At 62.4% G+C, this 26,860-nt stretch carries 24 protein-coding genes and 2 pseudogenes; 16 read left to right on the forward strand and 10 right to left on the reverse strand.

Annotated features, from left to right (window positions below):
* The 3 genes and pseudogenes from AB3347_RS24705 to AB3347_RS24715 form a co-directional block, all read left to right on the forward strand.
* Positions 1 to 497 (forward strand): IS110 family transposase (locus AB3347_RS24705; protein ID WP_369094351.1); only part of this gene is annotated, 497 nt, incomplete at its 5' end.
* Positions 498 to 736: 239 nt separating this feature from the next.
* A pseudogene (locus tag AB3347_RS24710) lies at positions 737 to 1,324 on the forward strand (IS3 family transposase); the annotation flags it as partial.
* Between the two features lie 305 nt (positions 1,325 to 1,629).
* A pseudogene (locus AB3347_RS24715) lies at positions 1,630 to 2,108 on the forward strand (IS6 family transposase); the annotation flags it as partial.
* Between the two features lie 99 nt (positions 2,109 to 2,207).
* On the opposite strand, the gene AB3347_RS24720 reads toward AB3347_RS24715, so the two are convergent.
* Positions 2,208 to 2,354 (reverse strand): hypothetical protein, encoded by a 147-nt coding sequence (locus AB3347_RS24720; protein WP_369094352.1) that lies wholly within the window; start codon positions 2,352 to 2,354, stop codon positions 2,208 to 2,210.
* An 86-nt stretch (positions 2,355 to 2,440) separates the two neighbouring features.
* Between AB3347_RS24720 and AB3347_RS24725 the strand changes: the two genes are divergently transcribed.
* The 3 genes from AB3347_RS24725 to AB3347_RS24735 are packed head-to-tail and all read left to right on the forward strand — an operon-like array spanning position 2,441 to position 4,949.
* The gene (locus tag AB3347_RS24725) at positions 2,441 to 3,820 is read left to right on the forward strand and encodes a rhodanese-like domain-containing protein (protein ID WP_369094353.1); all 1,380 of its coding nucleotides are present in this window, start codon (positions 2,441 to 2,443) and stop codon (positions 3,818 to 3,820) included.
* A gap of 18 nt (positions 3,821 to 3,838) precedes the next feature.
* Positions 3,839 to 4,345, forward strand: coding sequence for a YeeE/YedE thiosulfate transporter family protein (locus tag AB3347_RS24730; protein WP_369094354.1), 507 nt, complete (start codon positions 3,839 to 3,841; stop codon positions 4,343 to 4,345).
* A complete protein-coding gene (locus AB3347_RS24735) occupies positions 4,338 to 4,949 on the forward strand; it encodes a YeeE/YedE thiosulfate transporter family protein (RefSeq protein ID WP_369094355.1) in 612 nt (203 codons plus the stop codon). Before AB3347_RS24730 ends, AB3347_RS24735 begins: the two co-directional genes overlap by 8 nt.
* A gap of 5 nt (positions 4,950 to 4,954) precedes the next feature.
* On the opposite strand, the gene AB3347_RS24740 is transcribed toward AB3347_RS24735, so the two are convergent.
* On the reverse strand, positions 4,955 to 6,166 hold the full coding sequence (locus tag AB3347_RS24740; RefSeq protein ID WP_369094356.1) for a cation:proton antiporter: 1,212 nt from the start codon (positions 6,164 to 6,166) through the stop codon (positions 4,955 to 4,957).
* Between the two features lie 318 nt (positions 6,167 to 6,484).
* On the opposite strand from AB3347_RS24740, the gene AB3347_RS24745 reads away from it, so the two are divergent.
* From AB3347_RS24745 to AB3347_RS24765, 5 genes are read left to right on the forward strand one after another with little or no spacing between them, the layout of a single operon-like run.
* Positions 6,485 to 8,092 carry a cbb3-type cytochrome c oxidase subunit I gene (locus AB3347_RS24745; protein ID WP_369094357.1) on the forward strand — a complete coding sequence of 536 codons (1,608 nt, stop codon included), beginning with the start codon at positions 6,485 to 6,487 and terminating at the stop codon, positions 8,090 to 8,092.
* 3 nt (positions 8,093 to 8,095) lie between these two features.
* Positions 8,096 to 8,728: a cbb3-type cytochrome c oxidase subunit II gene (locus AB3347_RS24750; protein WP_369094358.1), complete on the forward strand. Its 633-nt coding sequence runs from the start codon at positions 8,096 to 8,098 to the stop codon at positions 8,726 to 8,728.
* Positions 8,725 to 9,612, forward strand: a complete 888-nt coding sequence (locus AB3347_RS24755) for a cytochrome c (protein WP_369094359.1) — start codon at positions 8,725 to 8,727, stop codon at positions 9,610 to 9,612. Before AB3347_RS24750 ends, AB3347_RS24755 begins: the two co-directional genes overlap by 4 nt.
* 25 nt (positions 9,613 to 9,637) lie before the next feature.
* Complete coding sequence (locus tag AB3347_RS24760; RefSeq protein WP_369094360.1) at positions 9,638 to 10,795, forward strand: c-type cytochrome; 1,158 nt, start codon at positions 9,638 to 9,640, stop codon at positions 10,793 to 10,795.
* Between the two features lie 4 nt (positions 10,796 to 10,799).
* Positions 10,800 to 13,016 carry a cation-translocating P-type ATPase gene (locus AB3347_RS24765; RefSeq protein ID WP_290419600.1) on the forward strand — a complete coding sequence of 739 codons (2,217 nt, stop codon included), beginning with the start codon at positions 10,800 to 10,802 and terminating at the stop codon, positions 13,014 to 13,016.
* Between the two features lie 620 nt (positions 13,017 to 13,636).
* On the opposite strand, the gene AB3347_RS24770 is transcribed toward AB3347_RS24765, so the two are convergent.
* A complete protein-coding gene (locus tag AB3347_RS24770; RefSeq protein WP_369094361.1) occupies positions 13,637 to 13,846 on the reverse strand; it encodes a DUF6640 family protein in 210 nt (69 codons plus the stop codon).
* Between the two features lie 324 nt (positions 13,847 to 14,170).
* Here AB3347_RS24770 and AB3347_RS24775 point away from each other — a divergent pair, with 324 nt between their 5' ends.
* The 4 genes from AB3347_RS24775 to AB3347_RS24790 are packed head-to-tail and all read left to right on the forward strand — an operon-like array spanning position 14,171 to position 17,758.
* Positions 14,171 to 14,344, forward strand: a complete 174-nt coding sequence (locus tag AB3347_RS24775; RefSeq protein WP_156923907.1) for a hypothetical protein — start codon at positions 14,171 to 14,173, stop codon at positions 14,342 to 14,344.
* The gene (locus tag AB3347_RS24780; protein WP_036216186.1) at positions 14,341 to 15,798 is read left to right on the forward strand and encodes an MDR family MFS transporter; all 1,458 of its coding nucleotides are present in this window, start codon (positions 14,341 to 14,343) and stop codon (positions 15,796 to 15,798) included. Before AB3347_RS24775 ends, AB3347_RS24780 begins: the two co-directional genes overlap by 4 nt.
* 60 nt (positions 15,799 to 15,858) lie before the next feature.
* Entirely contained in the window at positions 15,859 to 16,152 is a 294-nt protein-coding gene (locus AB3347_RS24785; RefSeq protein ID WP_156923906.1) for a hypothetical protein, read from the forward strand.
* The gene (locus AB3347_RS24790; protein WP_027867973.1) at positions 16,145 to 17,758 is read left to right on the forward strand and encodes an AarF/ABC1/UbiB kinase family protein; all 1,614 of its coding nucleotides are present in this window, start codon (positions 16,145 to 16,147) and stop codon (positions 17,756 to 17,758) included. Before AB3347_RS24785 ends, AB3347_RS24790 begins: the two co-directional genes overlap by 8 nt.
* Positions 17,759 to 17,817: 59 nt before the next feature.
* Here the strand turns inward: AB3347_RS24790 and AB3347_RS24795 are convergent, their stop codons facing one another.
* From AB3347_RS24795 to AB3347_RS24815, 5 genes are all read right to left on the reverse strand, one after another.
* Positions 17,818 to 18,627, reverse strand: a complete 810-nt coding sequence (locus AB3347_RS24795; RefSeq protein WP_051306776.1) for an SDR family NAD(P)-dependent oxidoreductase — start codon at positions 18,625 to 18,627, stop codon at positions 17,818 to 17,820.
* A gap of 5 nt (positions 18,628 to 18,632) precedes the next feature.
* The gene (locus AB3347_RS24800) at positions 18,633 to 19,619 is read right to left on the reverse strand and encodes an aldo/keto reductase (RefSeq protein ID WP_027867972.1); all 987 of its coding nucleotides are present in this window, start codon (positions 19,617 to 19,619) and stop codon (positions 18,633 to 18,635) included.
* Between the two features lie 197 nt (positions 19,620 to 19,816).
* Positions 19,817 to 21,307, reverse strand: a complete 1,491-nt coding sequence (locus AB3347_RS24805; RefSeq protein ID WP_084416612.1) for a glycosyltransferase family 39 protein — start codon at positions 21,305 to 21,307, stop codon at positions 19,817 to 19,819.
* Entirely contained in the window at positions 21,280 to 22,281 is a 1,002-nt protein-coding gene (locus AB3347_RS24810; RefSeq protein ID WP_027867971.1) for an NAD-dependent epimerase/dehydratase family protein, read from the reverse strand. Before AB3347_RS24810 ends, AB3347_RS24805 begins: the two co-directional genes overlap by 28 nt.
* Positions 22,278 to 23,645, reverse strand: a complete 1,368-nt coding sequence (locus tag AB3347_RS24815) for a UDP-glucose/GDP-mannose dehydrogenase family protein (protein ID WP_273036606.1) — start codon at positions 23,643 to 23,645, stop codon at positions 22,278 to 22,280. Before AB3347_RS24815 ends, AB3347_RS24810 begins: the two co-directional genes overlap by 4 nt.
* Before the next feature lie 528 nt (positions 23,646 to 24,173).
* Here AB3347_RS24815 and AB3347_RS24820 point away from each other — a divergent pair.
* Positions 24,174 to 24,548 (forward strand): STAS/SEC14 domain-containing protein, encoded by a 375-nt coding sequence (locus AB3347_RS24820; protein WP_349680687.1) that lies wholly within the window; start codon positions 24,174 to 24,176, stop codon positions 24,546 to 24,548.
* A 206-nt stretch (positions 24,549 to 24,754) separates the two neighbouring features.
* Here the strand turns inward: AB3347_RS24820 and AB3347_RS24825 are convergent, their stop codons facing one another.
* Together AB3347_RS24825 and AB3347_RS24830 are read right to left on the reverse strand one after the other, a co-directional pair.
* Positions 24,755 to 26,077 carry an ATP-binding protein gene (locus tag AB3347_RS24825; protein ID WP_273036603.1) on the reverse strand — a complete coding sequence of 441 codons (1,323 nt, stop codon included), beginning with the start codon at positions 26,075 to 26,077 and terminating at the stop codon, positions 24,755 to 24,757.
* Positions 26,074 to 26,739: a response regulator gene (locus tag AB3347_RS24830; protein ID WP_027868050.1), complete on the reverse strand. Its 666-nt coding sequence runs from the start codon at positions 26,737 to 26,739 to the stop codon at positions 26,074 to 26,076. Before AB3347_RS24830 ends, AB3347_RS24825 begins: the two co-directional genes overlap by 4 nt.
* Positions 26,740 to 26,860 lie beyond the last annotated feature (121 nt).

Genomic DNA, 26,860 nt, shown 5'->3' on the forward strand with positions numbered 1-26,860 from the left:
TACGCGACGGCATAAAGCCGGTGATTGGGATACTCCTTGATACATGGCGCCACTTGACGACCAAAATCCGTGAGCTTGACCGAAACATTCAACGTCAGGTCAACCAAGACGCCGTATGCCGGTTACTTATGACCGTTCCGGGTGTTGGTGTCATTACTGCAGCGAGCTTCAGAACAGCAGTGGATGATCCATCACGGTTCAAGCACGTCAGTGACATTGGCCCGTTTCTCGGGCTGACGCCGCGAAAATATCAGTCCGGCGAGGTTGACCGCAATGGCACGATATCTAAACAAGGAAATCGGCAAACGCGATCTATGCTCTACGAGGCGTCACTGGCACTGCTGAAAAGATATGGGAAAGAAACAAGTTTGGGCAAATGGGGAGCGAAACTCGAACTTCGGATGGGATTGCGAAAGGCTGTTGTTGCGTTAGCTCGTAAGTTGGCCACTGTCCTGTTGAGTATGTGGCGCAGTGGCGAACAGTTCCGTTGCGCTTGAGATCAAGCGCAACGGCTTGGAGAAAAGGGGATATAAGTTGCGATCGAGTTCGTCGCCTTGGCCGATTCCGCGACGCGCTTTGCGCCGCCGTTCAAACGGAAACGCGCGAACCACATAGGAACAGCCTGCGACGTCTGGCAGTATGTTGTGGCGCTCCCATGGTGACCACGAAGACGACAACGACCACTGTTCGCAATTTAGTTCTTTAGTCGACGAAATTCTTGACTAGGAGTCGATCAGACGACAAGCGCGTCTACAGGATTTACCGCGAGCTCGAGCTGAATCTGCGGATCAAGCCGCGTCATCGTCTGGTGCGCGAGAAGCCGCTGCCGCTGGCGGTGCCGACCGCGATCAACCAGATTTGGTCGATGGACTTCATGCATGACCAGCTTGCCGACGGGCGCAGCATCCGTTTGTTCAATGTGATCGATGACTTCAATCGCGAAGGCTTGGGGATCGAAGTCGACTTCTCGCTGCCGTCCGAGCGCGTAATACGCTCGCTCGACCGGATCATCGAATGGCGCGGCAAGCCCGAAGCCATTCGATGCGACAACGGCCCCGAATACATCAGCGCGGTGACCCAGGCGTGGGCTGCAAAGCGCGGCATTCGCATCGAATTCATTCAGCCCGGCCAGCCGCAGCAGAACGCTTACGTCGAGCGTTACAACAGGACGGTTCGCTACGATTGGCTTGCCCATCACCTGTTCGAAACGCTCGACGAAATCCAGGAATTTGCCACCAACTGGTTGTGGACCTACAATCACGACCGGCCCAACATGGCGCTCGGCGGTATCACGCCAAAACAGAAATTGGCGCTGGCCGCTTAACCTCTACTTTTAGCGTGCTCTAAAAATGGGGGGATTACCGGTGCAGTGATCGTGCCCAAAACCGCAAGCCATCGTCAGCTTGCTCTCGGCAGGTTTACGGTCGCTCTCGTGCACAATCTTACGGAACCTGATGTGTCCCATTGTGGAATTCCGCGTCCTCTGCTGTTGCTTCCTGCTCATCGAACTGGTGTCTGCTGGCGAGGCGACAGCGTGTTGCCTCTAATGCTTTTGAAAAAGTGAGGAAAGAATCATTATGGGTTCTGGTGCAAACTGCAGCTGGGCTAGAATGACGGCCATTGCCCACCATGCGTAGTTACCCGAGCAAGAACGACCTGTTCAAGGGTCGACATTTCGAACAAGACTTCATTATGATGTGCGTGCGCTGGTACCTGCGATACAAGCTCTCGTACCGGGACTTAGTCGAAATGATTGCCGAGTGCGGCCTGTCGATCTCCCACACGACAATACTCGCTGGGTTCAGCGGTATGCACCGGAGTTCGACAGGCGCTGGAGCTGCTTTGCGGCGCCGGCTGGCACCTCTTGGCGAGTGGACGAGACCTACGTGAGGATCCGCGGCCGGTAGGCTTATCTCTATTGGGCTATCGATGCTTCCGGCAAGACCGTCGACTTCTGGCTCAGCACGCGGCGCAACGTCGCCTCAGCAAAGGCGTTCTTTCGCAAAGCCGTGCGTTCACAGCGCCGGTCTCCCGAGACTATCACGCTGGACGGTTGCGCTGCCTCCCACCGGGCCGTCCGTGAACTTCAAGAGCAGGGCCGACTTCCCAACTTGATCAAGCCTCGCTTGTCAAAATATCTAAAACCTGGCGGCACGACCATTTCCTGCCCGCGCCCGTTAACGTGCAGCTAATCCTGGGTCGCGACACTAGGTCAAGGGCCCATCGAGATAACGACGAAGCAATGCCCGTCCATCCTGCAGATTGACGATCTGCATGGCTACATGGAGCCCGATCCGGGACTCGTGCGCATCGGCGACGGCGAACGATTCCACACGCTCGGCGGCCTTGCGCATTGGATATGTGCGCCGCTCGGCAGCGCATTGTGCGACATTAAGGACGGCAATCACAGTCGTCCCGCAGGAACGAAAGGAGCGGAACCATGTTTTTTCAACGGGTTAAGACGCCGGGATTAGGCCACAACGCCTATGTGCTCGGATGTGGCAACGGGCTTGCGGTGGTCGTCGATCCGCGGCGGGACGTGGCAGAGTATCTGCAACTGGCACGCGACAATGACTTGAGCATTGCCTATTGCATCGAAACGCATCGCCAGGAAGATTTCGAGTTCGGCTCCGCCAGCCTGGCAGAACTCACCGGCGCCAGGATTTTGGCGGGCAAACATCCCCTGTTCGGCCGCGTCGATGTGCAGGTAGCGGACGGCGAGGAATTCACGGTGGGAACGACGCGCTTCGTCGCGCTGGCCACCCCGGGACATACGCCCGAGAGCATGTCCTATGCGGTTTATCCCAATGACGCCGGCGACCAGTGCTGGGGCGTGTTCACCGGAGACGCCCTGTTCGTGGGCGATACTGGGAGGACTGACCTGTCGGACCCGGAAAAGACCGCAGAAAATGCGGGCCTGCTCTACGCTTCGGTGCACCAGAAACTGGCGCCGCTCGGCGACCAGGCGATCCTGCTGCCGGCGCACGGGGCGGGGTCCGCATGCGGGGGCAACATCTCTGAGCGCGACGAGTCGACACTCGGCATCGAACGTGCGACCAATCCCGTATTCACGAAAAGCCGCGCGGAATTCATGGCGCAGAAGGCCGGTGAGCATCTGCCGCGGCCCCCGTATTTCTCGCACATGGAAGTGGTCAACCTTGAGGCCGGGCGGCCCGTGCCCGCGTCCCCCGACGATCGGGTGCTGTTGCCCAAGGCATTCCAGGAGCGTGCCAGGGGCGGGATCGTGATCGATACCCGATCGCCTGATGCCTTCGCAGGCGCACACATTCCGGGCTCGTATAACGTCTGGCTGGAGGGGCTGTCGACCTTTGGCGGCTGGCTCGCAGACGAACAGACACCCATCTTCCTGATCGTGGAACAGCCCTCCCGGGCGCCTGTGGCAATCGCAAAGCTTGCACGCATCGGCATCGACCGCGTCGAGGGAGTGCTCGTGAACGGGGTCGAGGCATGGCGCGAAGCGGGCTTGCCGATCGAGGCGCTGGGCACGACGAGCGCCAGCGAAGCTGCACGCTGGAACGAGGAGGAGGACATGACTATCCTCGACGTGCGCGACAACATGGAGTGGAAGGAGAAACACATCCCCGGCGCGCACCATACCTTCGTGGGCCATCTCGAAGAAAACCTTCCCGAGATTCCCAAGGATCGCCGGATCGTCGCCCACTGCAGCGTGGGGCATCGCTCCGGGCTTGCGGTGAGTATCCTTCGGCGTAACGGGTATACCAAGGTCTTTAACATGCTTGGCGGTATAACGGCATGGGACAAGCTCGGGCTGCCATTGAACAGGAACCAGGTCGAATAACGCGCGGAGGAGACGGACATGAACACGGCTGGCGGCGCATGGAATCCGTATGTGGTCGGCGCCCTTATCGGCGTCCTCTCGATGGCGACATTTTACTTTTCCAGCAAACCGCTGGGCGTGTCGACTGCTTTCGCACGCATGGCCGGCCTGCTGGGCTACCTGGTCTCCAGGGAACACACCGACTCCCTGGCGTTCTATCAAGATAAGACTCCCAAAATCGAGTGGGAAGTCATGCTCGCATTCGGCATTGTCATCGGGGCATTCTTCGCCGCCTTGTCGGGTGGCGAATTCCATGCCAGCGTGATCCCGCCGCTGTGGGAGGCGCATTTCGGAAACTCTGTACCGCTGCGTCTGTCTGTCGCTTTCGTTGGCGGAGTGATCATGGCGTTCGGGGCGCGGCTTGCAGGCGGGTGCACAAGTGGCCATGGAATCAGCGGCGCACTGCAATTGTCGGTCGGGTCGTGGATTGCGCTGGCATGCTTCTTCGCAGGCGGTTCCCTGGTAGCGCAGGTGATGTATGGGTAACACATCCGCAAAGGCCGGCGTTGACCACGCCAAGCCACCAGGAAGCACGGATGGCGGGGCCGAGAAAAGCGACGCGCCAAGGCAGCTCGCATTGGGCCTATTCTTCGGGATTATCTTCGGTTTCCTGTTGCAGAAAGGCGGCGTTGCCAAGTATGAGGTTCTGCTGGGGGCGCTTCTGCTGACCGATTTCACGGTCATGAAAATCATGCTGGCGGCTATTCTTGTCGGGATGATCGGCATTTTCGCCATGCACGCTCTCGGACTCGTCAAGCTGCAGCTCAAACCCACGAAGTATACGGCCAATGTGCTTGGCGGCCTGGTCTTCGGAGCAGGGTTTGCCTTGATCGGATATTGCCCAGGAACAGGCGCCGCAGCCTTGGGACAAGGGAATCTGGATGCCGTCGCCGGGATCGCCGGACTCTTGGCGGGCAGCTATCTCTACGCCGAATTGTCCAGAAGCCTCAGCTCGAACGTGCTGGCCTGGGGTGACCGCGGCTGCATCCAGCTGCCCGATCTGATTGGAGTGCGCACCACGCCCTTCCTGATCGTGTTCGCGCCCTTGCTGGGCGTGGCATTGTGGCTGCTGTACCTGTATTTTCCGTAGCAAATTCAGCTGGCCTTAAACACCAGGGCGGCAACGCGCCGCAGCCTTGGGTAGACCACGGGAACGGTGAGCATGGTGCTGCCGACGGCCATCAGGAGCAGGGCCGTGAAGGTTTCGCTAGTGATGATGCCCTTGTCCAGAAGGATATTGACGAAGATGATCATGATCAGCGCCTTGGTCTGCAACAGCCAGCCGATGATGGACGCCTCGCCCTCACCCCACCTGAGGATTTTACCGGCGATGTGGGTGCCGGCCAGCTTGCCGCTCACCGAGGCGAGCAGTAGTACCGCGGCGACGAGGAACACCGCCGGCCCACCCATCGCCCAGTTGGTGCGCAAGCCGGTAGAAAGGAAGAACACCGGCATGATGACCAGCAGTACGTGGTGACGCATCAAATCCATCTTCTTCTGGTCGAACCAGTCCGAGTCCATTACCGCACCGGCAAGGAAGGCGCCAACCATGTAGTGCAGTCCGGCCCAGTCGGCTGCGAAGGAACAGGCCGTCAGCCAGATAAGGATGACGTACCAGCGGTCGCGTTCTTGTAACTTGACCATCAGTTTACGGAACAACACGGTGGCCACGGCGAACAAAGCGAGAAACCCGAGCTGGCGTCCGACGCGATCCCAATCGAGCAGGATCAGGGCCAGCACGCCCCAGATCGCAATGTCATCCAGACTTGCATAACGCAGGATGCGTTGCCCGATCGGCTGACGCAGGATTTCCAGTTTCTCCATGAGCAGAATCAGGATCGGTAAGGCCGTGACGGCGCACGCCATGCCGACTCCCAGCACGAATTGCCAGCTCTCGGCCTTCGGACCGATCCAGCCGGCGTAGCCCAACATGCCGAGCGCGGCGACGCAGCCGAACACCAGCGGCGTACCGAGCGCGAGCGATGCGGTGATCATGCTCTCTCGGCGGTGCGCCCAGGCCGCTTTGAGGTCGAGTTCGATGCCAGCGATCATCACGAAGATCATCACGGCCCACCAGGCAATACCGTTGAGCGACTGGATGACCTCGGGATTGAACACAAAGTCATAGTATTCCGGATAGGCCTTACCCAGAATGCCCGGCCCGAGCAGGATGCCGGTGATGATCTGCACCACCACCAGCGGGGCGTAATAGTCCGTGCCGCCCAAACGCCAGATCAGGTAGGGAATGCTAACGATGATCGCCATGGCGATCAGGAAAATTTCGGTCGTGCCCATTGCTGCGTGCATATCGTCTCTGGCTGGTGTTGTCATTCGAGTAGGCGAGGGGCGAGTATGGTGTGTTTGTTCAAAATCTAGCAAGAAAAAATCGGGATGGTGTAACGCGACTGCGTCAAGACCTATCAATTACCCGCAGCCCGGCAAATCCTTAATCCTGCCTTAATCCGTAGTGCATAGCATTGCTCTCCGCTACAGAAACTTGCTCGTATTAAATATGCGGCGCCGCTCAACATAGGCAGGACACGCCGCATCCGCAGCGCTCCCTCTGTGCGAACCCGATGAACTTGTCTGTGCCGTACTGGCGCAGGCCATTACGCATTCCAAATCATGCCCATCACTATCGGATTACTGCTCGCGCTGAGCTTTACCGCGTCGCTTGCCGCGCTCGGCTTCCTGATCTGGGCCATCGCCCGCCGCCAGTTCGCACTGTCGCAAAGCGATGCCTCCACGATCTTCGAGCCGGGCGAGACCGCCGCGCCCGATGACACCACCGCCTTCGGCCGTGCGCCGGAAGGCTCCCACGCCCACCGCTTCGACGTGATCCGCGAAAGGATCGACGTCGCCGGGCGCCGCACCGTGCTGCTGATGGCGGCCGTGGCGGCGTTCTGGCTGGTGCTGGGCTCGATCTTCGGCGTGATCGCTTCGCTCAAGCTGCACCTGCCGGACTGGCTCGTAGGCCACGCGCCGCTCACTTTCGGACGCATGCGCACCATGCACCTGAATCTGGTCGCCTACGGCTGGCTGTCGGTCGCGGGCATCGCCTCGGCGCTGTGGATCGTGCCGCGCATCTTTCACACGCCTCTGCGTTACCCCCGCGTCGCCATGTTCGGCGCCATGGTCTGGACCATCGGCGTCGCCATGGGTGTGACCGCCATCGCCCTGGGCTACACGCAAGGCGTCGAATGGCTCGAGATTCCATGGCAGATCGGGCTGCTGCTCGCGGTGGGCGGCGCCTGCCTGGCCTTCCCGCTGGTGATGACGGCGCGCCACCGAAAGTCGCACCACATCTATGTGTCAGGCTGGTACTTCCTGGGCGGCCTGGTGTGGTTTCCGGTGCTGTACTTCATCGCCAACCTGCCGGGCCTGCACGCCGGCGTCCAGCAGGCCACGGTCAACTGGTGGTTCGCGCACAACGTGCTCGGCCTGTGGCTGACCCCGCTCGGCGTGGGAACCGCCTATTACCTGATTCCAAAGATCGTTGGCCAGCCGGTGTATTCGTACAGCCTGTCGCTGCTCGGCTTCTGGGGGCTCGCACTGTTCTACAGCCAGGTCGGCATCCACCACCTGATCGGTGCCCCAGTGCCGACCTGGCTGGTGACGCTGTCGATCGTCCATAGCGTGATGATGTTCATCCCGGTGATCGCGGTCGCGATCAACCAGCACACCACGGTGGCCCGCAACGCCTGGGCCTTGAAGCAGTCGGTGGCCTTGCGCTTCGTGGCCTTGGGCGCGCTGATGTACACGCTGTCCTCGTTCCAGGGCTCGCTACAGGCGCTGCGCCCGGTGAACTCGGTCACCCACTTCACGCACTATACGGTCGGCCATGCCCATCTGGGTGCCTACGGATTCACCAGCATGGTGCTGTTCGGCGCCTTCTACTACATGCTGCCCTACCTGACCGGGCGCGACTGGCCATGGCCGCGCCTGCTCAAGCTGCATTTCTGGCTGGTGGTCGGCGGCTTCGCGGTGTATTTCCTGGCGGTTTCCGCCGGTGGCTGGCTGCAGGGCATGGGCCTGCTCGACACGGGCCGCTCGTTCGAGTCCGTCACACGGGCGACCATCCCCTACCTGCAGGCGCGCTCGCTCGGCGGCAGCCTGATGACCCTGGGCCACTTGGTGTTCGCCTTCCACATCGCCGCCCTGTTGATGGGCAAGGGCACCCTGCGCACGCCCATCGCCGGCCAGACGCCCGCCGCTGCCACCGCTGGAGCCTGATCCATGAACCGCCTCATTCCGATTTTCGTCGGCGCCATCGCCATCCTCGCTTTCGCGACCCTCATGCTGGTGGTTATTCCCGGCGCCCAGATCCGTGACCAGGCGCCGGCGCCCGGCTTGGCCGATTACACGCCGCAACAGCTGGCCGGACGCCAGCAGTACATCAACCAGGGTTGCGTGTATTGCCACAGCCAGCAGCCGCGGGCGGCGGGGCAGACCCTGGCCGACCTGTCGAAAGGCTGGGGCCGGGCCCCGACCGCGGCCGATTTCGCCCATGACCGCCCGCACCAGCTGGGCACCATGCGCACCGGTCCCGACCTGCTCAATGTCGGCGCGCGCCTGCCGAGCCGCGACTGGCACCTGACCCACCTGTACCAGCCGCGTGCGATCTTCGACTGGAGCATCATGCCCGCCTACCCCTACCTGTTCGAGCGCAAGAAGCACGCCGCGCCGGGCGACGTCGTCGTCAAGCTGCCCCCAGAGTTCCAACCGAAGGGCGAGGTCGTGGTGGCGCGCCAGGAAGCGCTCGACCTGGCGGCCTACCTGCAGGGACTGAACCGAACCTATCCGGCGGCGCCGGCGGGCGATGCCGTCCGCGACGAAGGCTACGCCTTGTCCAAGGGAAAACAGCGATGAACAAGAACGATCCAGGCAAGCGCCCGGCAGCGCCGCAAGTTGACGAGGCCTTCGATCCATGGGAGCGCACGCGCCCGGTTCCCCTGTTCGTGGTGGCGCTCGTGTTCGCGCTGGCCTTCTGGGGCCTGCTGACCTATGTGTCCGAGTACCAGGCGCAGCGGCGGGCGCTGCAGGCCAAACAACAGCAGGCCGCGGCCCCGGCCGCGGTGCGGGCTGCGCTTGCGCCGCCGGCAGCGGCACGCGGCCTGGGCGAGGCCGATGGGGCAACGCTGCAGATCGTCGCCGCCGGCAAGGGCCAGGCCTGGAGCTGCGCCTCCTGCCACGGTGCGGCCGGCGAGGGAAGCCTCAGCACGCCGCGCCTGGCTGGCCAGCCGGCCGCCTACCTGGCCAAGCAGCTGGAGGACTTCCGCTCGGGCCTGCGCCACAACGAGTCGATGGCCTTCGTGGCGCGCGCACTGACCGATCAGGATATCGAGAAGCTGGCGCGCTACTACGCCGGCATCGAGCTGCGCGCCGCGCTGGCGCCCAGCCTCGGCGGCAACCTGGAACGCGGCAGGCTGATCGCCGAAAAAGGCGACTGGAAGTCCAACGTTCCGGCCTGCTTCTCTTGCCACGGCATGAACGGAGAGGGTGTCGCGCCCGGCTTCCCGGCCTTGGCCGGCCAGCAGCCCGACTACATCTTCGCCCAGTTGGCGGCATGGCATGCGGGCGAACGCAAGAATTCGCCGCAGAAGCTGATGGATGACATCGTGCGCCGCATGAACCCCGACGACATGCGCGCTGTTGCGGACTACCTCGGCTCGATGCCGCCGGCCGCTTCCCCGCTCGCCACGCCGCCCGCCACGGTGGCGCAAGGCGCTGCACGCTCCGCTTCCACGCTGTGATGCCAACGCTTGAACCCGACAGAATATGAACGACCCGAAAAAAACCACGACGAAGTCTCCCTACACCCTGGGCAGTACCGCCCGCCGCCTTGCCGCTGCGGCCGGCGGCGGCCTGGTGCTGTTCGCCTTCGGCGCCCTGGTGGTCCAGACCGGCGCCTGGCGCAGTTTCCAGACCGCTGCGGGCTTCACGCCCGAGACGCCGGCGCCGGCCGTTTCGCGCGAAGCCGCCGAGGCGGAAGCGCGCAAGGCTATGCTCGCCGCGCGTGCCGAGCGTAAGAAGGACAAGGAAGGCAAGGTGGCCGCGCCCCTGCAGCCGACCGGCCCGGACGGCTACTTCGTCCCGCCATCCGAAAGCGAGATGCCGGACGGTGCGGAAGGGGCCGCGATCCGGCGCGGCCGCGACATCTTCATCCACACGCCGCAGTATGCCCAGCGCTATGTCGGCAACAGCATGGCCTGCGCCCAGTGCCACCTCGACGCGGGACGGCGCGAGAATTCGGCGCCGATGTGGGCGGCCTACGTGCAGTACCCGAAATACCGGGCCAAGAACAACAAGGTCAATACGCTGGAAGAGCGGATCAACGGCTGCTTCAACTATTCGATGAACGCGCAGGCTTCCGAGGCCGGCAAGGCGCCGCCGCCGGGCGACGACATCTACAAGGACCTGATGATCTACATGTACTGGCTTGCCGATGGCGCGCCTACCGGTGAGAAGATGCGCGGCGGCGGCTACATCAAGGTCAAGGAAACGCCGCAGGGATACGACCACGCGCGCGGCGCCAGGGTCTACGCGCAGAATTGCGCACTGTGCCACGGCGCCGACGGCCAGGGCCGCAAGGACGAGAGCGGCAAGCTGCGCTTCCCGCCGCTGTGGGGGCCGGAAGCCTACAACTGGGGCGCCGGCATGTCGCGCATCGATACCGCGGCGGGCTTTATCAAGGCCAACATGCCGCTCGGTAAGCCGTACAGCCTGTCGGACCAGGACGCCTGGGACGCGGCGGCCTACATCAACAGCCACGAGCGGCCGAAGGATCCGCGCCAGACCGGGACGATCGAGGAGGCGCGGGTGCGTTTCCACAACAAGGAAAAGAGCTACTACGGCAAGGAAGTGAACGGCAGGATCCTCGGCGTCGGCGTGGCCCGCGCCACCTCGGCCAGCGCGGCCAGTCCGGCCAAGGGTTAAGCAGGTGGAGGCGGCCTTCGCCGGCATGGACCGCGAGGCGCTGCGCCGCGCCGGGCGCATGGTGGTCAGCATCGAGGGCATGTGGTGCGCCAGTTGCGCGCTGGCCGTCGAGCGCACGATCGCGCGCGCGCCCGGCGTGACCGCGGCCAGCACCAGTTTTGCGGGCGGTTCGGCGCTGGTGCGCTGGGACCCGGAGCGCGTCGACCTCGATGAAGTCTTCTCACGCGTCGAGCGGCTCGGCTACGGCATCGTCCCGCTGGTCGAATCCCAGGAACTGGAGCGGCAGATCGATGCCCAGGCGCGCGCGGTCTGGATGCGGCTGGCGGTGGCCGGCTTTTTCGGGATGTGGAGCATGCTCGGATCGGTGGCGCTGTACCTGGACGCCGGGCTGGCCGCCTCGCCCCAGGGTTGGTGGGTCGCGCTCGCCGCCTGCCTGGCCGCGCTGCCAGTGGTGAGCTGGTCGGCCCTGTCCTTCTATCGCGCCGGCTGGCGCACCCTGCGCGCCGGCGTGCCCGGCATGGATGCGCTGGTGTCGACCGGCGTGCTGGCGTCCTGCCTGCTCTCGGCATGGTCGCTGCTGCGCGGCAGCGCCGATGTGTACGCGGACACCGCGACGATGCTCGTGAGTTTTCTGCTGTGCGGCCGCCTGATCGAACTGCACGCACGGCGGCGCAACTCGGTGGCGGTGAATGCGTTGCGCCAGGCGGTGCCGGAAACGGTACGCCGGATCGGCGCCGACGGCGTCCCGACGGAGGAAGCCGCGGACCGGGTCGGTCCGGGCGACCTGGTGCTGGTGCACGCGGGCGAGCGCGTCGCGGTCGATGGCACGGTCGTCGAAGGTGAAGGCGAGGTCGATGCGGCGATCGTGAACGGCGAGTCGGCTCCCTTGCCGGTCGCGCCCGGCGACAGCATCGTTGCCGGCTCCATCAACGTGTCGTCGCGGCTGGTACTGCGCGTCGAGCAGCCCTGGGGCCAACGTTTCATCGACCGCATCGGCGTGCGCATGCTCGAATTGCTCGGTACGAAAAGCGCCGCCGCCATGCAGGCGGAACGGTTCGCGCGCTGGCTGGTGCCGGGTGCGCTGGTGCTGGCGGCGGCCAGTTTCGCACTGGCCTGGGGCGCGAGCGGAGATCCGGTGCAGGCGGCGCTGCGTGCCCTGTCGGTATTGGTAGCGGCCTGTCCTTGTGCAGTCGGGCTGGCGCTGCCGCTGGCGTATGCCGCGTCGACCGCAAGTGGGGCGCGCCAGGGTATCCTGCTGCGCGATCCTGCTTCGCTCGAAGCGCTTGCCGGTGCGCGCGAAATCCTGTTCGACAAGACCGGCACGCTGACCGAAGGCATGCTTGAAGTACGCGAGGTGATCGGTTCGCAGCGCGCCGCTTCCGCCGAGGTACTGGCCCTGGCGGCGCGGGCGGAAGCTGACATTGCGCACCCGGTGGCGCGCGCGATCCGCACGGCGGCCGAGGCCGCAGGCATGGGCAGCGCCGGGGAGGGGCTGGCGCAACGCCATTCGCGCGGCTGCACCTGGCGCAGCAAGGACGGAAATCAGACGGTACTCGTGGGCAGCGCGGGTTTTGTCGAAGAGCAGGGCGTGGCCCTGCCGGCAAGTGCGCCGCCAGGCTGCACCAGGGTCGAAGTCGCGCGGAACGGAACATGGATCGGCGCCATCCTGTTGCAGGACCGCATACGGGAAAGCGCCGCCGAGGCCCTGCGCACGTTTGCAGATGCGGGCATCCGCACCCGCCTGGTCACCGGCGACAGTGCGGCCGCCGCGGCCCAGGTTGCGCAAGCCGTCGGTCTTGGGCCTGAGCATGTCCACGCGCACTGTCTGCCCGAGGACAAGGTGAAGGTCCTCGAACGGGCCGGCAGACCCGCGGTGTTCGTCGGCGACGGTGTCAATGACGCGCTTGCCCTGGCCGCAGCCGACTGCGGCATCGCGGTTCAGGGTGCCGCGCCAGCGGCGGTCGCCACGGCAGGGGTGGTCATCGCGAGCGGCGGCGTCGAGCAGGTTGCCGCCGCCTGGCGGCATGCACGGCGCACCGTCCGGGTGGTGCGCCAGAACCTGGCGTTCTCCATGGTCTATAACGTGGCCGTGCTGGGGCTGGCCTCCAGCGGCATGGTGACCCCGGTTGCCGCTGCCTGCGCCATGCTGGCCAGCAGTCTGAGCGTGGTGCTGAATTCGGGAAGGCTGCTGTCCGGAATGAGCGCGGAGCATCGCGTCTGAACGCGACTGTACAGGTCACGCGCTATACTGCGATAGCCGACGCAGGCCCATTCGTTGCGGTTGCGTACGAGCCGGCCTGTTTCCTGATCCAATGGGAGGTCCTTTTTGGCGCCATGGCAAATAGGCGTACCATGGCCGGGTTCTCCTTACGTTCGCAATTTTTTTTAGCAGGTCGCCTTGGCGCATGCCGCCTCGGGGCGAGTCGCTGCGGACGGGAATCACGCCGAGTCGGATCTACGTGATGTGCGACGCGCCGCCGCGCGGCGCGGAGGTCGTCTTGGAGCCTCCCGAACGCGTATCCCCGCAGATGCGCGGCTCGATAAGGCAGGACAATGTTTCGGCAACAAAACTGGTTCCGGCGGCACACCGATATCCGAGCTAGCCGCGACTTTTTATGGTCAAGAAATAACCGATGCCTGGTAGTGCGAGCCCGAGGAGCGCAACTGGCAGCTCATTCTTCCGGACGCCCGCGACTTCGGGTGCCATCGTGGGGTTTTCAGTTCCAACCCCTTTTCACCAGAATAGAGAAAAGCAGTTGCCTGCGCGCCAAAGATTATCGCAGGCAATAAGGCAGCGATCGCAGTATTGACGCGGTGATCGAACGGCCGACCTGCCAGGGACTAAAGACCGGATACGCCCGCCAAACTTGCGGCACTGATTGACATAGCATCGTGGAACTTCGCGTGCGGCGTCCACTTCGGATTGAACATGTGGGTCTTGTTCATATCGGCTATCCAACCGCCTGTCATTGCGGCGATGTTAGCGACATAAAGTATTTTAACCCCAAGGTTGGGTCTTTTTTTCGACGAGGCCGATATACTTGAGCTCATGGTTCCTCCATATAACTAGGTACAATGTGCACGCCCGCTCCACAATCGATTCGCTGTGCTGGTATAGGCCATAGACGGGTACATAACCATCTTGTCTGAGGATTCGGCGTGAGCGTTTGCCTAGACAGCGAACCGAAGTAACAAAAAATTCTGATTTGTAGTCGTGAGAATAAGGATCGATTACTTAACGCGATGCTTGCGCACGTTTGCGGCGTGCTTCGCCTCAGCGTTGCTGGGTTCGGCACAGCAGCGACGCACGCGGTAGCTTTGCGGAAGCTGCAAGGCTGGGCTATCATAGTTGCTGGGCTGACCAATTCATCAAACATGAGTGTTCATACCGCCGGCAACGACGACAACATTGCAGAATCAGCCTCGGAACTGCTGCATGGCATTGGCCTGCAAGCAGGCATTGACACCCCCAAGCTGGCGCCGTATGCCGCAGTGACTACGCCAGTCCCCGTGCGGGCATTCCTCTTTCTCGCCGCGATCTGTAAATGACGCGGCACTCCCCGGAAACTGGAGCCGGAACCGAGTCCGCGACGTCATCGAAACAGATCGGCGCGATCTATTTTGCCTTGGTCACGATGATGGCGCTTGCAGGGCTGGACCAAAGCATCGTTGCCACTGCCTTGCCGCGTATCGGCGCAGAGTTCGGCAACATGTCGGACCTGGCGTGGGTGGTGACGGCCTATGCTTTGGCTTCGACCGCGGTCATGCCTCTTTACGGCAAGCTCAGCGACCAGTACGGACGCAAGCCGCTGCTCTATTTCGCGATCATCAGCTTTTTGATCGGATCGATCCTGTGCGGCCTGGCGCAAGACCTGCCGCAGCTGATCGGATTTCGTGCGATCCAGGGCATTGGCGCGGGCGGCTTCCTGCCGCTGGCACAAATCGTCATTGGGGATTTGGTGCCGCCTGCCGAGCGCGGACGGCGCCATGGGCGCATCGTGGCGATCTACGCTTCCACGACCGTCATCGGTCCCGTGTTGGGCGGGATCTTGACGGACCTGCTATCCTGGCACTGGATTTTCTATATCAATATGCCGGTCGGCGTGCTTGCGCTGTTTCTCATCGCTAGGGCGATGCCCGCGGCTACCCGGACCATCCGGCACAGTATCGACTACCTCGGCTCCGTTTTGCTGATCGGTTCGGTGACCTCAGCACTGCTCGTACTGGCTCTCGGGGGGAGTGAGTGGCCATGGGAGTCTCCGCCGGTAGCTTACCTGACGCTCGCGGCGATCGGCATGCTTGCGCTGCTGATGTTCCACGTGCATCGCGTGCCAGAGCCGGTCCTGCCGCCGGACCTTTTTCACAGCCGGGTATTCAACGTCGGCAGTGTGGTCATGGCCTTCACCTTTGTCGGCATGATGGGCGCGAGCATGTTTTTCCCGATACTTTTTCAGCTGGTTATGGGGGCCAGTCCGGCCAATTCCGGATTGCTCACGATGCCGCTGATGGTAGGCATGGTGCTCGCGTCGTTGGTCAACGGACGCCTGATGAGCCGCGACAGCTTCGACTACAAGCGAATGCAGGTCATCGGACTGGGCATGGCGCTCGCCGCGTTCGCTGTTCTTTCATGGGCGATCGCGCAGTCGCTTGGCTTCATCGTTATCGAACCCGCCATGTTCGTGCTCGGGGCGGGCCTGGGGTTGGTGTCGCCCAATATGACCATTCTGGTTCAGACCGCATTGGCGGCGCCGCGCCGCGGTATTGGAACGGCAATGCTGAGTTTTTTCCGCTCCCTAGGTGGCCTGGTCGGCGTCGCCGGTTCCGGCGCCATCCTGGCGCAGCACCTGCATGGTCGGGCACCGACCCCGGTCATCTACCGGCAAGCGATTGCCGACATGTTCATAGCGGGTACCATCATGGTCGCGATCGCGTTGGCCGTCATGATGTTCATGCCGTCGAGCGTTGGGGAGAAGGCGAAAGAAGGGGATCGGGTGCGCGCTTGATGTTCTGGTTCACTCGACCCCAACCATTTGGCCACGGATACTATTGGTTCGGCTAACCCTATGGCCACAGAAAACCCAAATAATTTCCCGATGCCCGAACGCTACCTGCAAATGTATCCGTTGCACTGCCACATCGCCGACGAATTCATCAAGGGTCTCTGGGCGCACCCCGGACAGGCACCTTCCTCGGCACCCGCATCGACAATCAAGGTGCAGCGCTTGTCGGAAGCGGCCAGTTCAATGGCTGTTGCGCTTCCCCGGCGGCGCCAGCGTGACCGCCGCACTGAGACCGAAGAGCCCGCCGGATTGTGGAGCGCTCGTTTTGTTACCTCAAGAAAGAAGAACCATGGCTGATCCAGTACTGAACGACGGCTCCGAGGTCGCCGCGTTGAAAGAGCGCGAGCGGTTTGCGCAAATCCTCGTCCTGTTCGGACGACATGGCCTGAAGGGACTGTCTGCCAGGCTCGGCCTAGGAAGCGGCGGAGACGAGACGCTCGACAGCGCCCGCCCGGAGGCGGTCGTCGCGCTGTTGCGCGACATCGGCCCGGTTGCCGTCAAGTTCGGCCAGATCCTTGCGATGCGCAGCGATCTGCTTGATCCGGAATGGATCGAGGCGCTCACCAGCCTGCAGGACCGGGTTCCACCGCTTCCTTTCCAGACCATGCGGCCGCTGATCGAAGACGCCATTGGCGGGTCGATCGAGAGCTGTTTCAGCAGTTTCGACGAGAAAGCGATCGCAGCCGGGTCCATCGCCCAGGTCCACGCCGCGACCTTGCTCGACGGCCGTGACGTCATCGTCAAGGTCCGTCGTCCCGGGATCGAGCGGATCGTCGACGCCGACCTGCGGATTCTGCGGCGCCTGGCCCGTATCGCCGAGCGCACCATACCGGAAGTCGCACGGCTCAAGCCGGACGAGTTGCTGCGCTACTTCGCCGAAAGCCTCGACCGCGAAATGGATCTCGGGGCGGAAGCGCGCGCCAGCAATGCGATCGGCGCCTTCCTCAAGGATCTCGGTGTTCGAACCGCCCGGTTCGACTGGGAGCTTTCCGGCAGGCGGGTAAATATCCAGGAGCGGCTGCGCGGCATTCCGGCGAGCGACCTGGAGACGGCGCGCCGGAGCCAGCTCGATCTCAGTGCGCTGGCCAGCACCTATGCACAGGCGGTGCTGCGCATGATCCTTATCAACGGTCACTTCCATGCCGACCCGCACCCCGGGAACGTATTTTTCCTCGAGGACGGAACGCTTGGGCTCATCGATTTTGGCGCGGTCGGGACGCTCCTGCCGAAGCGCCGGGAGGAACTGGTTCGGCTCGGTCTCGCGATTGCGTCGCAGGACACGGGCGGCGTGGTCGACATTCTCATGCTATGGGCCGGGGAGCCCAGTGTCGACCGGACCAGGCTGGAAGAGGCGCTGGCCGACCTGATCGACCGCTTCAGCAACGTCCTGCTCGAGCAGATCGACCTTGGCGACATCTTCCAGCGCGTCTTTGCCCTATTGCGCGAATTCCATCTCACCCTTCCACCCGATCTGGCCCTGGTGCTCCGGACGCTGCTCACGGCCGAGGGTTTTGTTCGACGGATCGATCCCTATTTCAACATCGCCAGCGAACTGGCTCCGATCGCCAAGGATTTGATTCGGGAGCGCATCCGACCCGCACGACTGCGCGGCGAAGCGGGCAAGCTGCTGGCATCGCTGGGAAGGGCGGTGCTATCGACCCCGAACTTGGTCAGGCAAATCGAGAAGGTAGCCCGAACCGGGGCGATCACAGTCAGCATCGCCCCCGCGGACCTTGAGCGACTGCGCGACAAGGCGCGTGGCGGCGCGGCCACTCCCCCGGTTTATCCCGCTGCGCTCGCTGTCTGCGCCGCGATCGTCTCCTCCTCCGAACCGCAGCTGGCGGCCCTGCTGGCGTTGCTTTCCGTGGCACTGGCCATTGTGGGCTGGCTAAAGCAGCGATGACGCTGGCATCTGGCAGCCTGAACTCGCGGAAGCACGGGCGCACGTTCGCTTTGTCCGGGTCAGGAGCGCGGCCATCCGGCGTCCTCGATCGCAAGCGCCGGATCGGCACCGTCCCAGCGGTTGGCGAGCAGGCGGCGGCCATTGATGCCATCCGCATCGGCCGAGACCAGCCACAATAGCGGCGCCACGATGATTTCCGGTTCCAGCAGCGTGGCGCGCACCGCATCGGGCAGGCCCGGCGGGATCATGCCGGTCGCGGTCGCTCCTCCCGGAAGCAGCGCATTGACCGTTACACCAGTGCCTTCCAGGTCCTGCGCCCAGATGATGGTTTCGGATTCCAGCGCGGCCTTCGACGGACCATAAGGCGAGAAGCCCCGCCGGCGCATGGTGTCGTGGTTCATCGAGATGTTGACGATGCGCCCCCGGCCTGCCCGGAGCAGGTGTGGAACGGCGGCGCGCGCCATCAGGAAAGGGCCGTTGACGTTGGTATCCATGACCATGCGCCAGGTCTCCGGCTCCACTTCCCAGAACCTGGGGGGCTCGACAAGAAAACGCTCGCTGGCGTACTTCATGCCGCGTCCGGCATTGTTCACCAGAATGTCGAGTCGCTGCCACTGCGCCAGCGCGGCGTTCACGACCCGTTCGCAATCTTCGGCATTGCGCACATCCGCCATCAGCGGCAGCACACGCTGCTCGCCGCACTCTGCATGCATCTCGGCGGCCACCTGTTCCAATTCCGCGCTTTCCCGTGCGGCCGTGGCGATTACACGCGCTCCCGCCCGCGCTAGCCCCAGGGTCATCGCACGTCCCAGTCCGCGTCCACCGCCGGTGACGATCGCGACGCGCCCGTCCAATGTTTTCCAATCCATGGCGCTCAACCGTTCAAGGCCTGCATCTGCGAATCGTCATACCGCTCCCCAGCGGCAGCGCCGGGTGGCAGGATGCGATCGATACGGGCAAGGTCCTCGTCGCTCAGCCGGACATCCAGCGCACGGACGTTGTCCTCCAGATGCGGCCGTCTCTTGCTGCCGGGGATCGCCACGATATCCTCGCCCTGCGCCAAGACCCAGGCCAGCGCAAGCTGGGCCGGGGTACAGCCCTTCTCTGCGGCGATGCGCCCGACTTCGGTGACCAGGTCCAGATTGCGCTGGAAGTTCTCCCCCTGGAAGCGCGGCGAATGGCGCCGGTAGTCACGCTCTTCGAGGTCCTCGATCCGCTTGATCTGGCCGGTCAGGAACCCGCGTCCGAGCGGACTGTACGCGACATAGCCGATGCCGAGTTCGCGCACGGCAGGCAGGATGGCGTGCTCGGGATCGCGGCTCCAGAGCGAATACTCGGTCTGCAGCGCACTGATGGGATGAACTTGATGGGCGCGCCGGATCGTTTCCGGCGCGGCTTCAGACATGCCGAGAAAGCGCACCTTGCCGGCACGCACCAGGTCCGCCATTGCACCAATGGTTTCCTCGATCGGCACGCCGGGATCGACCCGATGCTGGTAATACAGGTCAATATGGTCGACACCCAGCCGCTGCAGGGAGGCATCGCAGGCCTGCCTCACATACTCCGGATCGCCGCGTACCCCGAGAAACTCTCCGTTGTCGCCGCGCACGTTGGCGAATTTCGTTGCCAGGATCACCTGATCGCGCCGGTCGCGGATCGCCTTGCCGACCAGTTTCTCATTGGTGAACGGCCCGTACATGTCGGCCGTATCGAGCAAGTTGATCCCGCATTCCAGGGCGCGGTGAATGGTGGCGATTGACTCTGCTTCGTCAGGCTGGCCATAGAATTCCGACATGCCCATGCAGCCCAGGCCGAGCGCGGAAACCGTCAAGCCTTGTTGCCCTAATGTTCGCATCTTCATGTGAATTCTCCCGTGGTTCGTAGTTAAGAAATGCTATCGACGTCGCGGCGATTCCGGGCAGCTGCCGACAATGATTAAAAAAGAGGAAAATCATCGTAAGCGTTCATAAGCCTGTCACCAATAGGACGATCCTATTTCGATATGTAGGATGTTTCCGTCCGTCGGAAACCTGTTGCGAATGGCAGGCGATATCGCATTTACTCTTTCCTTATCGCTACAAGTGCATATTCCACTGACATCGCGCCTTGCCGCTCCTGCGGGTTTCCGACCGCGAGTCGTCCCCGCTCGAGGACGGCGCTCGACGGATACGCACGAAGAAATTTATGCATCCAATCGGATTGACCGCTGTCGGAATCGATCAGCAGGACCTTGCCGCCGATGTCCGGCCGTTGTTGTAAAGTATTGGACAGCAGCATTGTTGGCCGTGTTGGATTCTGCAGATACAGGTTTCCGGCATCCGTCAGTTCGTTAGCGATCAGGGTTTTTGCTTCCGGAAAGCAATGCAGGAGCGTGGCCGACAGTTCGACATACGGTGCGCGCGTGTTCTTGCCAAGGTAAGCGCGTGCCGACAGTCCCACCAGAACGATCATGGCAAACATGCCCGCTATTTGAAGTATCTCCCGGCACACTGTCCGACGTGCGAGCGAGGGAAAGATGACGAAGCATGCAAGCGGCAGCAGGAACAGGATCGGCTGCATCCAGCGATCCTTGAAGCTCGTTAGCTCGCCGCTGAGCACCAGGGCCGTGATGCCGCCGTAGGCCGCCAGGTAAAACCGGAGAAAAAAACGGGCATGCGGGTCATCGACCTTTGCCTCGGCCTGGGCACGGCGCCGCCAGAAGACCCAGGCGTACACCATCCACAACGGTGTCACGAACAGAAATGTCGCGCTCACCATACTGCCGAGGCCACGCACGACATTGCCGATATAGCCGGCATCACTGCCATTCATTTTCTCCAGAGTAGAGCGGGTGGCCGCATCCAGATGGTTAAGCAGCCATAACCCGTGTGGAGCAACGGCAATTGCTATCACTGCAAGTGAAATCCAGGCCCTGCGACTCCACAGTCGCTCACGGTGTTCCCGAACCAGCAGGCTGGCCATCGTCAGGGCGAGCGCAAACAGGGCAAAGTTATATTTCGATTGCAGCCCGAGCCCGATCAGCAGACCGAAGAGCGCATGGCGCATCTTGCCCGGATGATGAAGCAAAGCGAAGTAGCACCATAGCGTGAGCGCCGCCATGCAGGTCATTAACACCGAGTGCGTCAGATCGCGCTGCGATTCCCAGCCAATCTGCGGGAACAGCACCAGCGAGGCGGCGACGATGATGCCACCGGTAATGCCGACGAGCGACCTGGCTGCATGAAACATCGCCAGGTAGGTACCGAACAGCAGCAGATTCTTGAGAAAGGAGAGGGCAAAACGATTGACGCCAAACACCGAGAACATGAGCCATTGCAGCCAGGCATACAAGGGCGGCTGGCTGCCATAGCCCAGCTGCAGGTGCTGGAACGCCAGCACCTGTTCCGATTCGTCCAGGTCGAGCACTGCTGGCGAACTTGTCCGCAGGATGATCTGCAGCACGAAGTAAGCCCCGAGCGCCAGGAGGAAATTGGTGCCGGCGCGCTTCGGGTACGCACTCGCGATCCCATCGTTCTGCATGGCTAATTCATCTTGTTGTGCTCCATCCATCCAGCCAGCCACTCCCGGAAACAAAGCAGCCCCTCGCGAAGCGGCGTTGCAGGTGCGAACCCGACCCAGTCCCGCAATTTGCTGGTATCGGCATACGTGATCGTCACGTCACCCGGCTGCATCGGCAAGAATTGCATCTTTGCCTTGACGCCCAGAGCTTCTTCCAGGGCTGCAATAAAATCCAGTACCCGCACGGGTTGGTGATTACCGATATTAAATACCATGTGCGGGGCCGCGCCGGCGCCCGCGTCGGCAGGCTTCGCCAACACCCGCACGATACCTTCAACGATGTCATCGATATAGGTAAAGTCCCGTTTGAGTTCACCTTGCGCGAAGACGGGAATCGCCTCGCCTTTTAGCATTTTTTGCGCGAAACTGAAATACGCCATGTCGGGGCGGCCCCACGGACCATATACGGTGAAAAAGCGCAAACCGGACGCCGGCAGTCCAAACAGGTGACTATAGGAATATGCCATTGCCTCGTTCGCTTTCTTGGTCGCCGCGTAGAAGGAGACAGGCTCATCGGTTATATCTCTCTCCTTGAAGGGAGCTTTCTGGCTTGCACCGTAGACGCTGCTGCTGCTCGCATAGACCAGATGGCGTGGCTTGAATTGCCGGCAAGCTTCTAGGATATTGGCGAACGCGACCAGGTTCGACTGCACGTAGGCGGCAGGATCCTCGATCGAATAACGCACGCCCGCCTGCGCCGCAAGGTGGACGACAAAGGCGGGTCGAACGCGTTCGAACAACTGCCTGACTTGCAGCGCATCGGCAAGCTCTACCGCTTCGCACCTGATTCCCTGCGGTGCAAGCAAGGCCTCGACGCGTGCGTGCTTCAAATCGGTCGAGTAATAGCCATTGAAGTTGTCGCACGCGGTAACGGCCATGCCCATCCGGGCAAGGCGCGACGCGACGAAACTCCCGATGAAGCCGGCGGCGCCAGTGACCAGGACAGGCGAGTTGGCAGGAATCATCGCTGCGCCACCAGTACGGGTCTGCCGATGCTGAAATAGCTCAGCCCGAACGACGCAACAAGCTCCGGAGCATACAGGTTGCGGCCATCAAAGATCGCCCGGTGCCGAAGCGATGCAGCCAGGTAGCCGAAGTCAGGCGAGCGAAACTCCTTCCACTCCGTCGCGATGGCGAGCACATCGGCGCCTTCCACTGCGGCTACTGCGGAATCAACGATGTTGAGCAGCTCATGGCAACGTGCTTCGCCATGCTCGCTGATCAGCACGTTTTTTGCCTCTTCGCTGGCGGCCGGGTCGTATGCCTGGACCCGGCAATTCGCAGCAAAAAGCGCCCTGATCAGTGCAAGACTCGGCGCCTCGCGCACATCATCCGTGTTGGGCTTGAAAGACAAGCCCCAAAGTGCGACGGTTTTTCCTGCCAGCCTGTCGGTCCCATTGAAGTACTGCGCAATTTTTTTGAACAGAATATTTTTTTGCGTCGCATTCACCGCTTCAATGGCAGCCAGGATGCGCAGTTTCTGCCCATGGTCGGCCGACGTTTTTAAGAGCGCCCGGACATCCTTGGGGAAGCAGGAGCCGCCATAGCCTATTCCCGGATACAAAAAATCCGGGCCAATGCGCGGGTCCGAGCCTATGCCGCGCCGCACCAGCTCGATGTCGGCGCCCAGCGTCTCCGCCAGGTTCGCTAGTTCGTTCATGAAGCTGATGCGCGTTGCCAGCATGGCATTGGCGCCGTATTTCGTCAGCTCGGCGCTGCGCGCATCCATCTCCAGCAGCTTTTCATGATTACGGCTGAACGGTGCATAAAGGTTCCGCATGATTTTCGTCGCCTGCGGATTGTCGCTGCCCACGATGATCCGGGCGGGGCGCATGAAATCCTCGATTGCCGCCCCCTCCTTGAGAAACTCGGGATTGCTGACGACAGAAAAGTCGATACAGACACCGCGGGCCCGGAGTTGTTCGGCAATCACGCTTCTTACCCGGTCGGCAGTGCCCACCGGGACGGTAGATTTGTTGACCAGGGTAATCGGCCGTTGCATGAGCTGGCCGATGCTGTGCGCCGCCGAAAGAACGTGCGTCAGGTCGGCACTGCCATCTTCATCCGGCGGCGTACCCACGGCCAGGAAAATGATGTCTGCATCCGCGACCGCTTCGTCATAATTCGTGGTGAAAAGCAATCTGCGGGCCGCCGTGTTATGGGCGATCAGGGCATCAAGGCCTGGCTCGAAGATAGGGCTCCGGCCAGCGTTGAGCATCGCGATTTTGTGTTGGTCCAGGTCCATACACAGGACGGTATTGCCGACATCGGCAAAGCACGCGCCTGAAACTAGTCCGACGTAACCGGTGCCAATAACTGATATTTTCATGTGCAGTAAAATGTATAAAAAAGAACCAAATCGGGACAATATAAAGTGACCCGTCGGTGAGACAATTCTTCGGGGTTAAGGCTGCGGTGTTTTCTGTCACTGCAGTTGGCCGGCGTTGGCCCAGCACTTGCGTACTGTCTATTTGCCGACCATCAGCGCGCCACTGCCACTGCCACTGCCACTGCCACTGCCACTGCCACTACGCTTGCCGCTCGCTGGCTCATTGTAATTGAGCGCCTGTTACGTGTTGGCGAAAGCGGCCAGATATACGTCCTCCTGTTTGACATTGCGCCACTGGCGTTCGGCCAAGATATTGCCTTGAGCCCGATCGCTCCTATCCATGAATGCTTGGCAAACCGGGGGGGAATCCATAGACGCCAGAAAAAACCGTCCTTGTGCTGATAGCAACAAGACCGTACACTTGTCGGTCCCGACCTCTGCCATCGGATCAGAGGGCACAGTCAAGTATCGGTGGCCTCGGGTGATTGTAGCCAACATATAGGTTTCAAACTATTTTAACTGTATAAGATGCCGAATACTCAACTGTGGATCGAACCTCTCGGCCATGTCATAGTGGCGCGATTGAGAGGTGAATTAAGCGAAAGCATGCTTGAGGAAACCCATAAGCGGGTCGTCCAGCTGCTACAGGATACCGGACACACGCGCGTTCTCTACGACGGCTTGGAAATCGAGTCGCCCAATGTCGAGCATGCACTGTTGCAGGAAAAACTCGAAAAAGAAGCCAGTCAACTGTTCCACGACCGGCCCCTGCGTAAAGCCATTTTGGTGGCGAATACTCGGTTGGCCTACTTTGCACGGATCGCATTCGGACAATTTGGTGAAGGCGAATACCGTGTTTTCTATAACGACCTTAGCCAGGCCTTGCACTGGCTTGAAGAGTAAAAGCAACGTCCGCTTTTCGTGTCAGCGGCCCTGCATGACCGCAGTCCGGACGCTAAAGTTGTCTGGCAGAGCGCCCGTGACGGAGTCCCGCAGCGGCGCATCGAATACGACTGCGCGCGCCAGCAGAAAACCGGTGGCGGCGCTGCACGTACGCATAGGCAGGTGCCTTTACCAAGGCACCGACGGCGAGGCATGTCGTTCGAAGCTCATGCGGCAGGGAAGGCCAGGTGTGCGGCCAGCCCGCCTCCCGCGCGGCGTTCGAGCTTCCAGCTGCCGTCGTAGCGCGCGACGATCGCCATGACGATCGAGAGGCCGAGGCCGCTGCCCTGGCCGCCGCCCTTGCGCCAGAAGCGCTGCCCGGCCTTGCCGATGTCCGCATCGCTCATGCCGCTGCCCTGGTCTTCCACCGTAAAGCCCGCCGTCCCGCCATGCTGCACGATCCGCAGCACGACAGTGGCCTCGGCATCGCTGTAGCGCAGCGCATTGTCGAGGATATTGCGCAGCGCCGTCACGGCGAGGGATGCGGGTATGCGGAGAACGCGTGCTGCGCCGCCTTCGTCGTGAACGCACACCCTGGCGGCCTGCTGCGCCGGAAGGTGCATGAGGACCTGCTCCGCGATTGCGGCTGCGTGCAGGCGCTCGTCATCCTCGAATGCCATCGAACCCTCGACGCGCGCCAGCATCAGGAGCTGGTTGATGATGCCCTGCAGGCGTCCTACCCCGCGTTCGGCCTGCTGGAGAGCTACCGCCGTGTCCGGCCCATCGCCACTCATGCGGGCGACCTGGAGATGGGTCTTGACGGCGGTGAGTGGTGTGCGCAATTCGTGCGCGGCGTCGCCGGTGAAGCGCCGTTCACGCTCGATGGTGCGTTCGATCCTGGCCAGCAGGCCGTTGACGGTCGTGACCAGCGGGGCGATCTCGCGCGGCAGGTCCTCCTCGGGCAGCGGGTGGAGCGCACCGGGTTCGCGGGCTTCGAGGGCAACGCGGATCCGTTCCAGTGGCCGCAGGCCATGGCGTACGGCGAACCATAGCGCGATCAGGGTCGCCGCCATGGCGACAAGGAAGGGCACGAAGGTGGCGAAGGCGATATTGCGGAACAGCTGCTGGCGGCGCTCGGTCTTGTCGGCGGTGGTGATGCGCATACCGTTGTGCTCGATGGTGTAGCTGCGCCAGGTAACGCCGTCGATGACGCGGGTGCGGTAGCCGGGTGACACCAGGCCGAGGCGTTCCGGGCTGTTCTCGGTGCGGCCCACGATGCCGCCCCGCACCAGCCGGATCTCGCAGGCCACGTTGTCGGTGCGTACCAGGTAGGGGATCGGGCTGGCCCCGCGCGAACCCGGCTGCACCGAAAGATGGGGCGAGTCGGCAATCAGCGCGGCGACCATGCGCGCCGATGCCGCCAGCCGTTCGTCGAGTGCGTCGCGGAACTCGTCGCGCAGGTCGACCAGCGTCCACAGCGACGACAGGGTCCAGAACAGTGCGAACGAGGCGCCGATGGTGACCAACAGGCGCAGGCGCAGCGTCTTCATGCCCCCGCCTTGCCAAGCCGGTACCCGAGGCCACGCACGGTTTCGACGATATTCGGCCCGAGCTTGCGACGCAGGTGGTGGATGTGGACGTTCAGGGCATTGCTTTCGACGCCGTCGCCCAGCCCATACAGGCTATCCTTGACCTGGTCGGTGCTGAGGATGCGCTGGCCGCTGTTGAGCAATGCCTGGAGCAGGGCCAGTTCGCGCCGCGACAGCTCGACCGGGTTCCCATCCAGCGTCACCACCTGGGTGGCGGGATCGAAGGCGAGCGGACCATGCTCGATGCGGTCGACGCTGCGGCCGGCACTACGCCGTTGCAAGGCATGCAGCCGTGCTACCAGTTCGTCGAGTTCGAAGGGTTTCACCAGATAATCGTCGGCGCCGCTGCGCAGGCCAGCCACCTTGTCCTGCACGTCGTCGCGCGCTGTCAGGACCAGTACCGGCCAGTCCTTGCCGGCGCCGCGCCAGCGCCTGAGAAGCGTGAGCCCGTCGGTGTCCGGCAGGCCGAGATCGAGGAGGAGGACGTCGAAGCGGCCGGTCTGCACGGCCATTTCCGCTTGCGAGGCATTGGCGACATGGTCGGCCCCGATTCCGGACAGGCGCAGGCCGGCAAGAATGCCGCTGGCGACCAGTTCGTCGTCTTCGATGACGAGTACACGCATGGCTAACCCGAGTAGTAGATGCAGGAAGCGCGATCTTACCGCTTTACGGTTATCCCGTGATTAACGGCGGCGGCGAAACCGGTGCCTCCCGGTAATTCGACAGAATTCTTAATGTGGTGCT

The sequence above is a fragment of the Massilia sp. X63 genome, assembly GCF_041023745.1.
Taxonomy (GTDB): domain Bacteria; phylum Pseudomonadota; class Gammaproteobacteria; order Burkholderiales; family Burkholderiaceae_D; genus Telluria.

What these genes read in the sequence shown, in the direction of transcription:
- AB3347_RS24720 (WP_369094352.1), bottom strand. Translation starts at nt 2,354, where the DNA reads ATGCGCAAGGCCGCCGAGCGTGTGGAATCGTTCGCCGTCGCCGATGCG.
- AB3347_RS24725 (WP_369094353.1), top strand. Translation starts at nt 2,441, where the DNA reads ATGTTTTTTCAACGGGTTAAGACGCCGGGATTAGGCCACAACGCCTAT.
- AB3347_RS24730 (WP_369094354.1), top strand. Translation starts at nt 3,839, where the DNA reads ATGAACACGGCTGGCGGCGCATGGAATCCGTATGTGGTCGGCGCCCTT.
- AB3347_RS24735 (WP_369094355.1), top strand. Translation starts at nt 4,338, where the DNA reads ATGGGTAACACATCCGCAAAGGCCGGCGTTGACCACGCCAAGCCACCA.
- AB3347_RS24740 (WP_369094356.1), bottom strand. Translation starts at nt 6,166, where the DNA reads ATGCACGCAGCAATGGGCACGACCGAAATTTTCCTGATCGCCATGGCG.
- AB3347_RS24745 (WP_369094357.1), top strand. Translation starts at nt 6,485, where the DNA reads ATGCCCATCACTATCGGATTACTGCTCGCGCTGAGCTTTACCGCGTCG.
- AB3347_RS24750 (WP_369094358.1), top strand. Translation starts at nt 8,096, where the DNA reads ATGAACCGCCTCATTCCGATTTTCGTCGGCGCCATCGCCATCCTCGCT.
- AB3347_RS24755 (WP_369094359.1), top strand. Translation starts at nt 8,725, where the DNA reads ATGAACAAGAACGATCCAGGCAAGCGCCCGGCAGCGCCGCAAGTTGAC.
- AB3347_RS24760 (WP_369094360.1), top strand. Translation starts at nt 9,638, where the DNA reads ATGAACGACCCGAAAAAAACCACGACGAAGTCTCCCTACACCCTGGGC.
- AB3347_RS24770 (WP_369094361.1), bottom strand. Translation starts at nt 13,846, where the DNA reads ATGAGCTCAAGTATATCGGCCTCGTCGAAAAAAAGACCCAACCTTGGG.
- AB3347_RS24775 (WP_156923907.1), top strand. Translation starts at nt 14,171, where the DNA reads ATGAGTGTTCATACCGCCGGCAACGACGACAACATTGCAGAATCAGCC.
- AB3347_RS24780 (WP_036216186.1), top strand. Translation starts at nt 14,341, where the DNA reads ATGACGCGGCACTCCCCGGAAACTGGAGCCGGAACCGAGTCCGCGACG.
- AB3347_RS24785 (WP_156923906.1), top strand. Translation starts at nt 15,859, where the DNA reads ATGGCCACAGAAAACCCAAATAATTTCCCGATGCCCGAACGCTACCTG.
- AB3347_RS24790 (WP_027867973.1), top strand. Translation starts at nt 16,145, where the DNA reads ATGGCTGATCCAGTACTGAACGACGGCTCCGAGGTCGCCGCGTTGAAA.
- AB3347_RS24795 (WP_051306776.1), bottom strand. Translation starts at nt 18,627, where the DNA reads ATGGATTGGAAAACATTGGACGGGCGCGTCGCGATCGTCACCGGCGGT.
- AB3347_RS24800 (WP_027867972.1), bottom strand. Translation starts at nt 19,619, where the DNA reads ATGAAGATGCGAACATTAGGGCAACAAGGCTTGACGGTTTCCGCGCTC.
- AB3347_RS24805 (WP_084416612.1), bottom strand. Translation starts at nt 21,307, where the DNA reads ATGGATGGAGCACAACAAGATGAATTAGCCATGCAGAACGATGGGATC.
- AB3347_RS24810 (WP_027867971.1), bottom strand. Translation starts at nt 22,281, where the DNA reads ATGATTCCTGCCAACTCGCCTGTCCTGGTCACTGGCGCCGCCGGCTTC.
- AB3347_RS24815 (WP_273036606.1), bottom strand. Translation starts at nt 23,645, where the DNA reads ATGAAAATATCAGTTATTGGCACCGGTTACGTCGGACTAGTTTCAGGC.
- AB3347_RS24820 (WP_349680687.1), top strand. Translation starts at nt 24,174, where the DNA reads ATGCCGAATACTCAACTGTGGATCGAACCTCTCGGCCATGTCATAGTG.
- AB3347_RS24825 (WP_273036603.1), bottom strand. Translation starts at nt 26,077, where the DNA reads ATGAAGACGCTGCGCCTGCGCCTGTTGGTCACCATCGGCGCCTCGTTC.
- AB3347_RS24830 (WP_027868050.1), bottom strand. Translation starts at nt 26,739, where the DNA reads ATGCGTGTACTCGTCATCGAAGACGACGAACTGGTCGCCAGCGGCATT.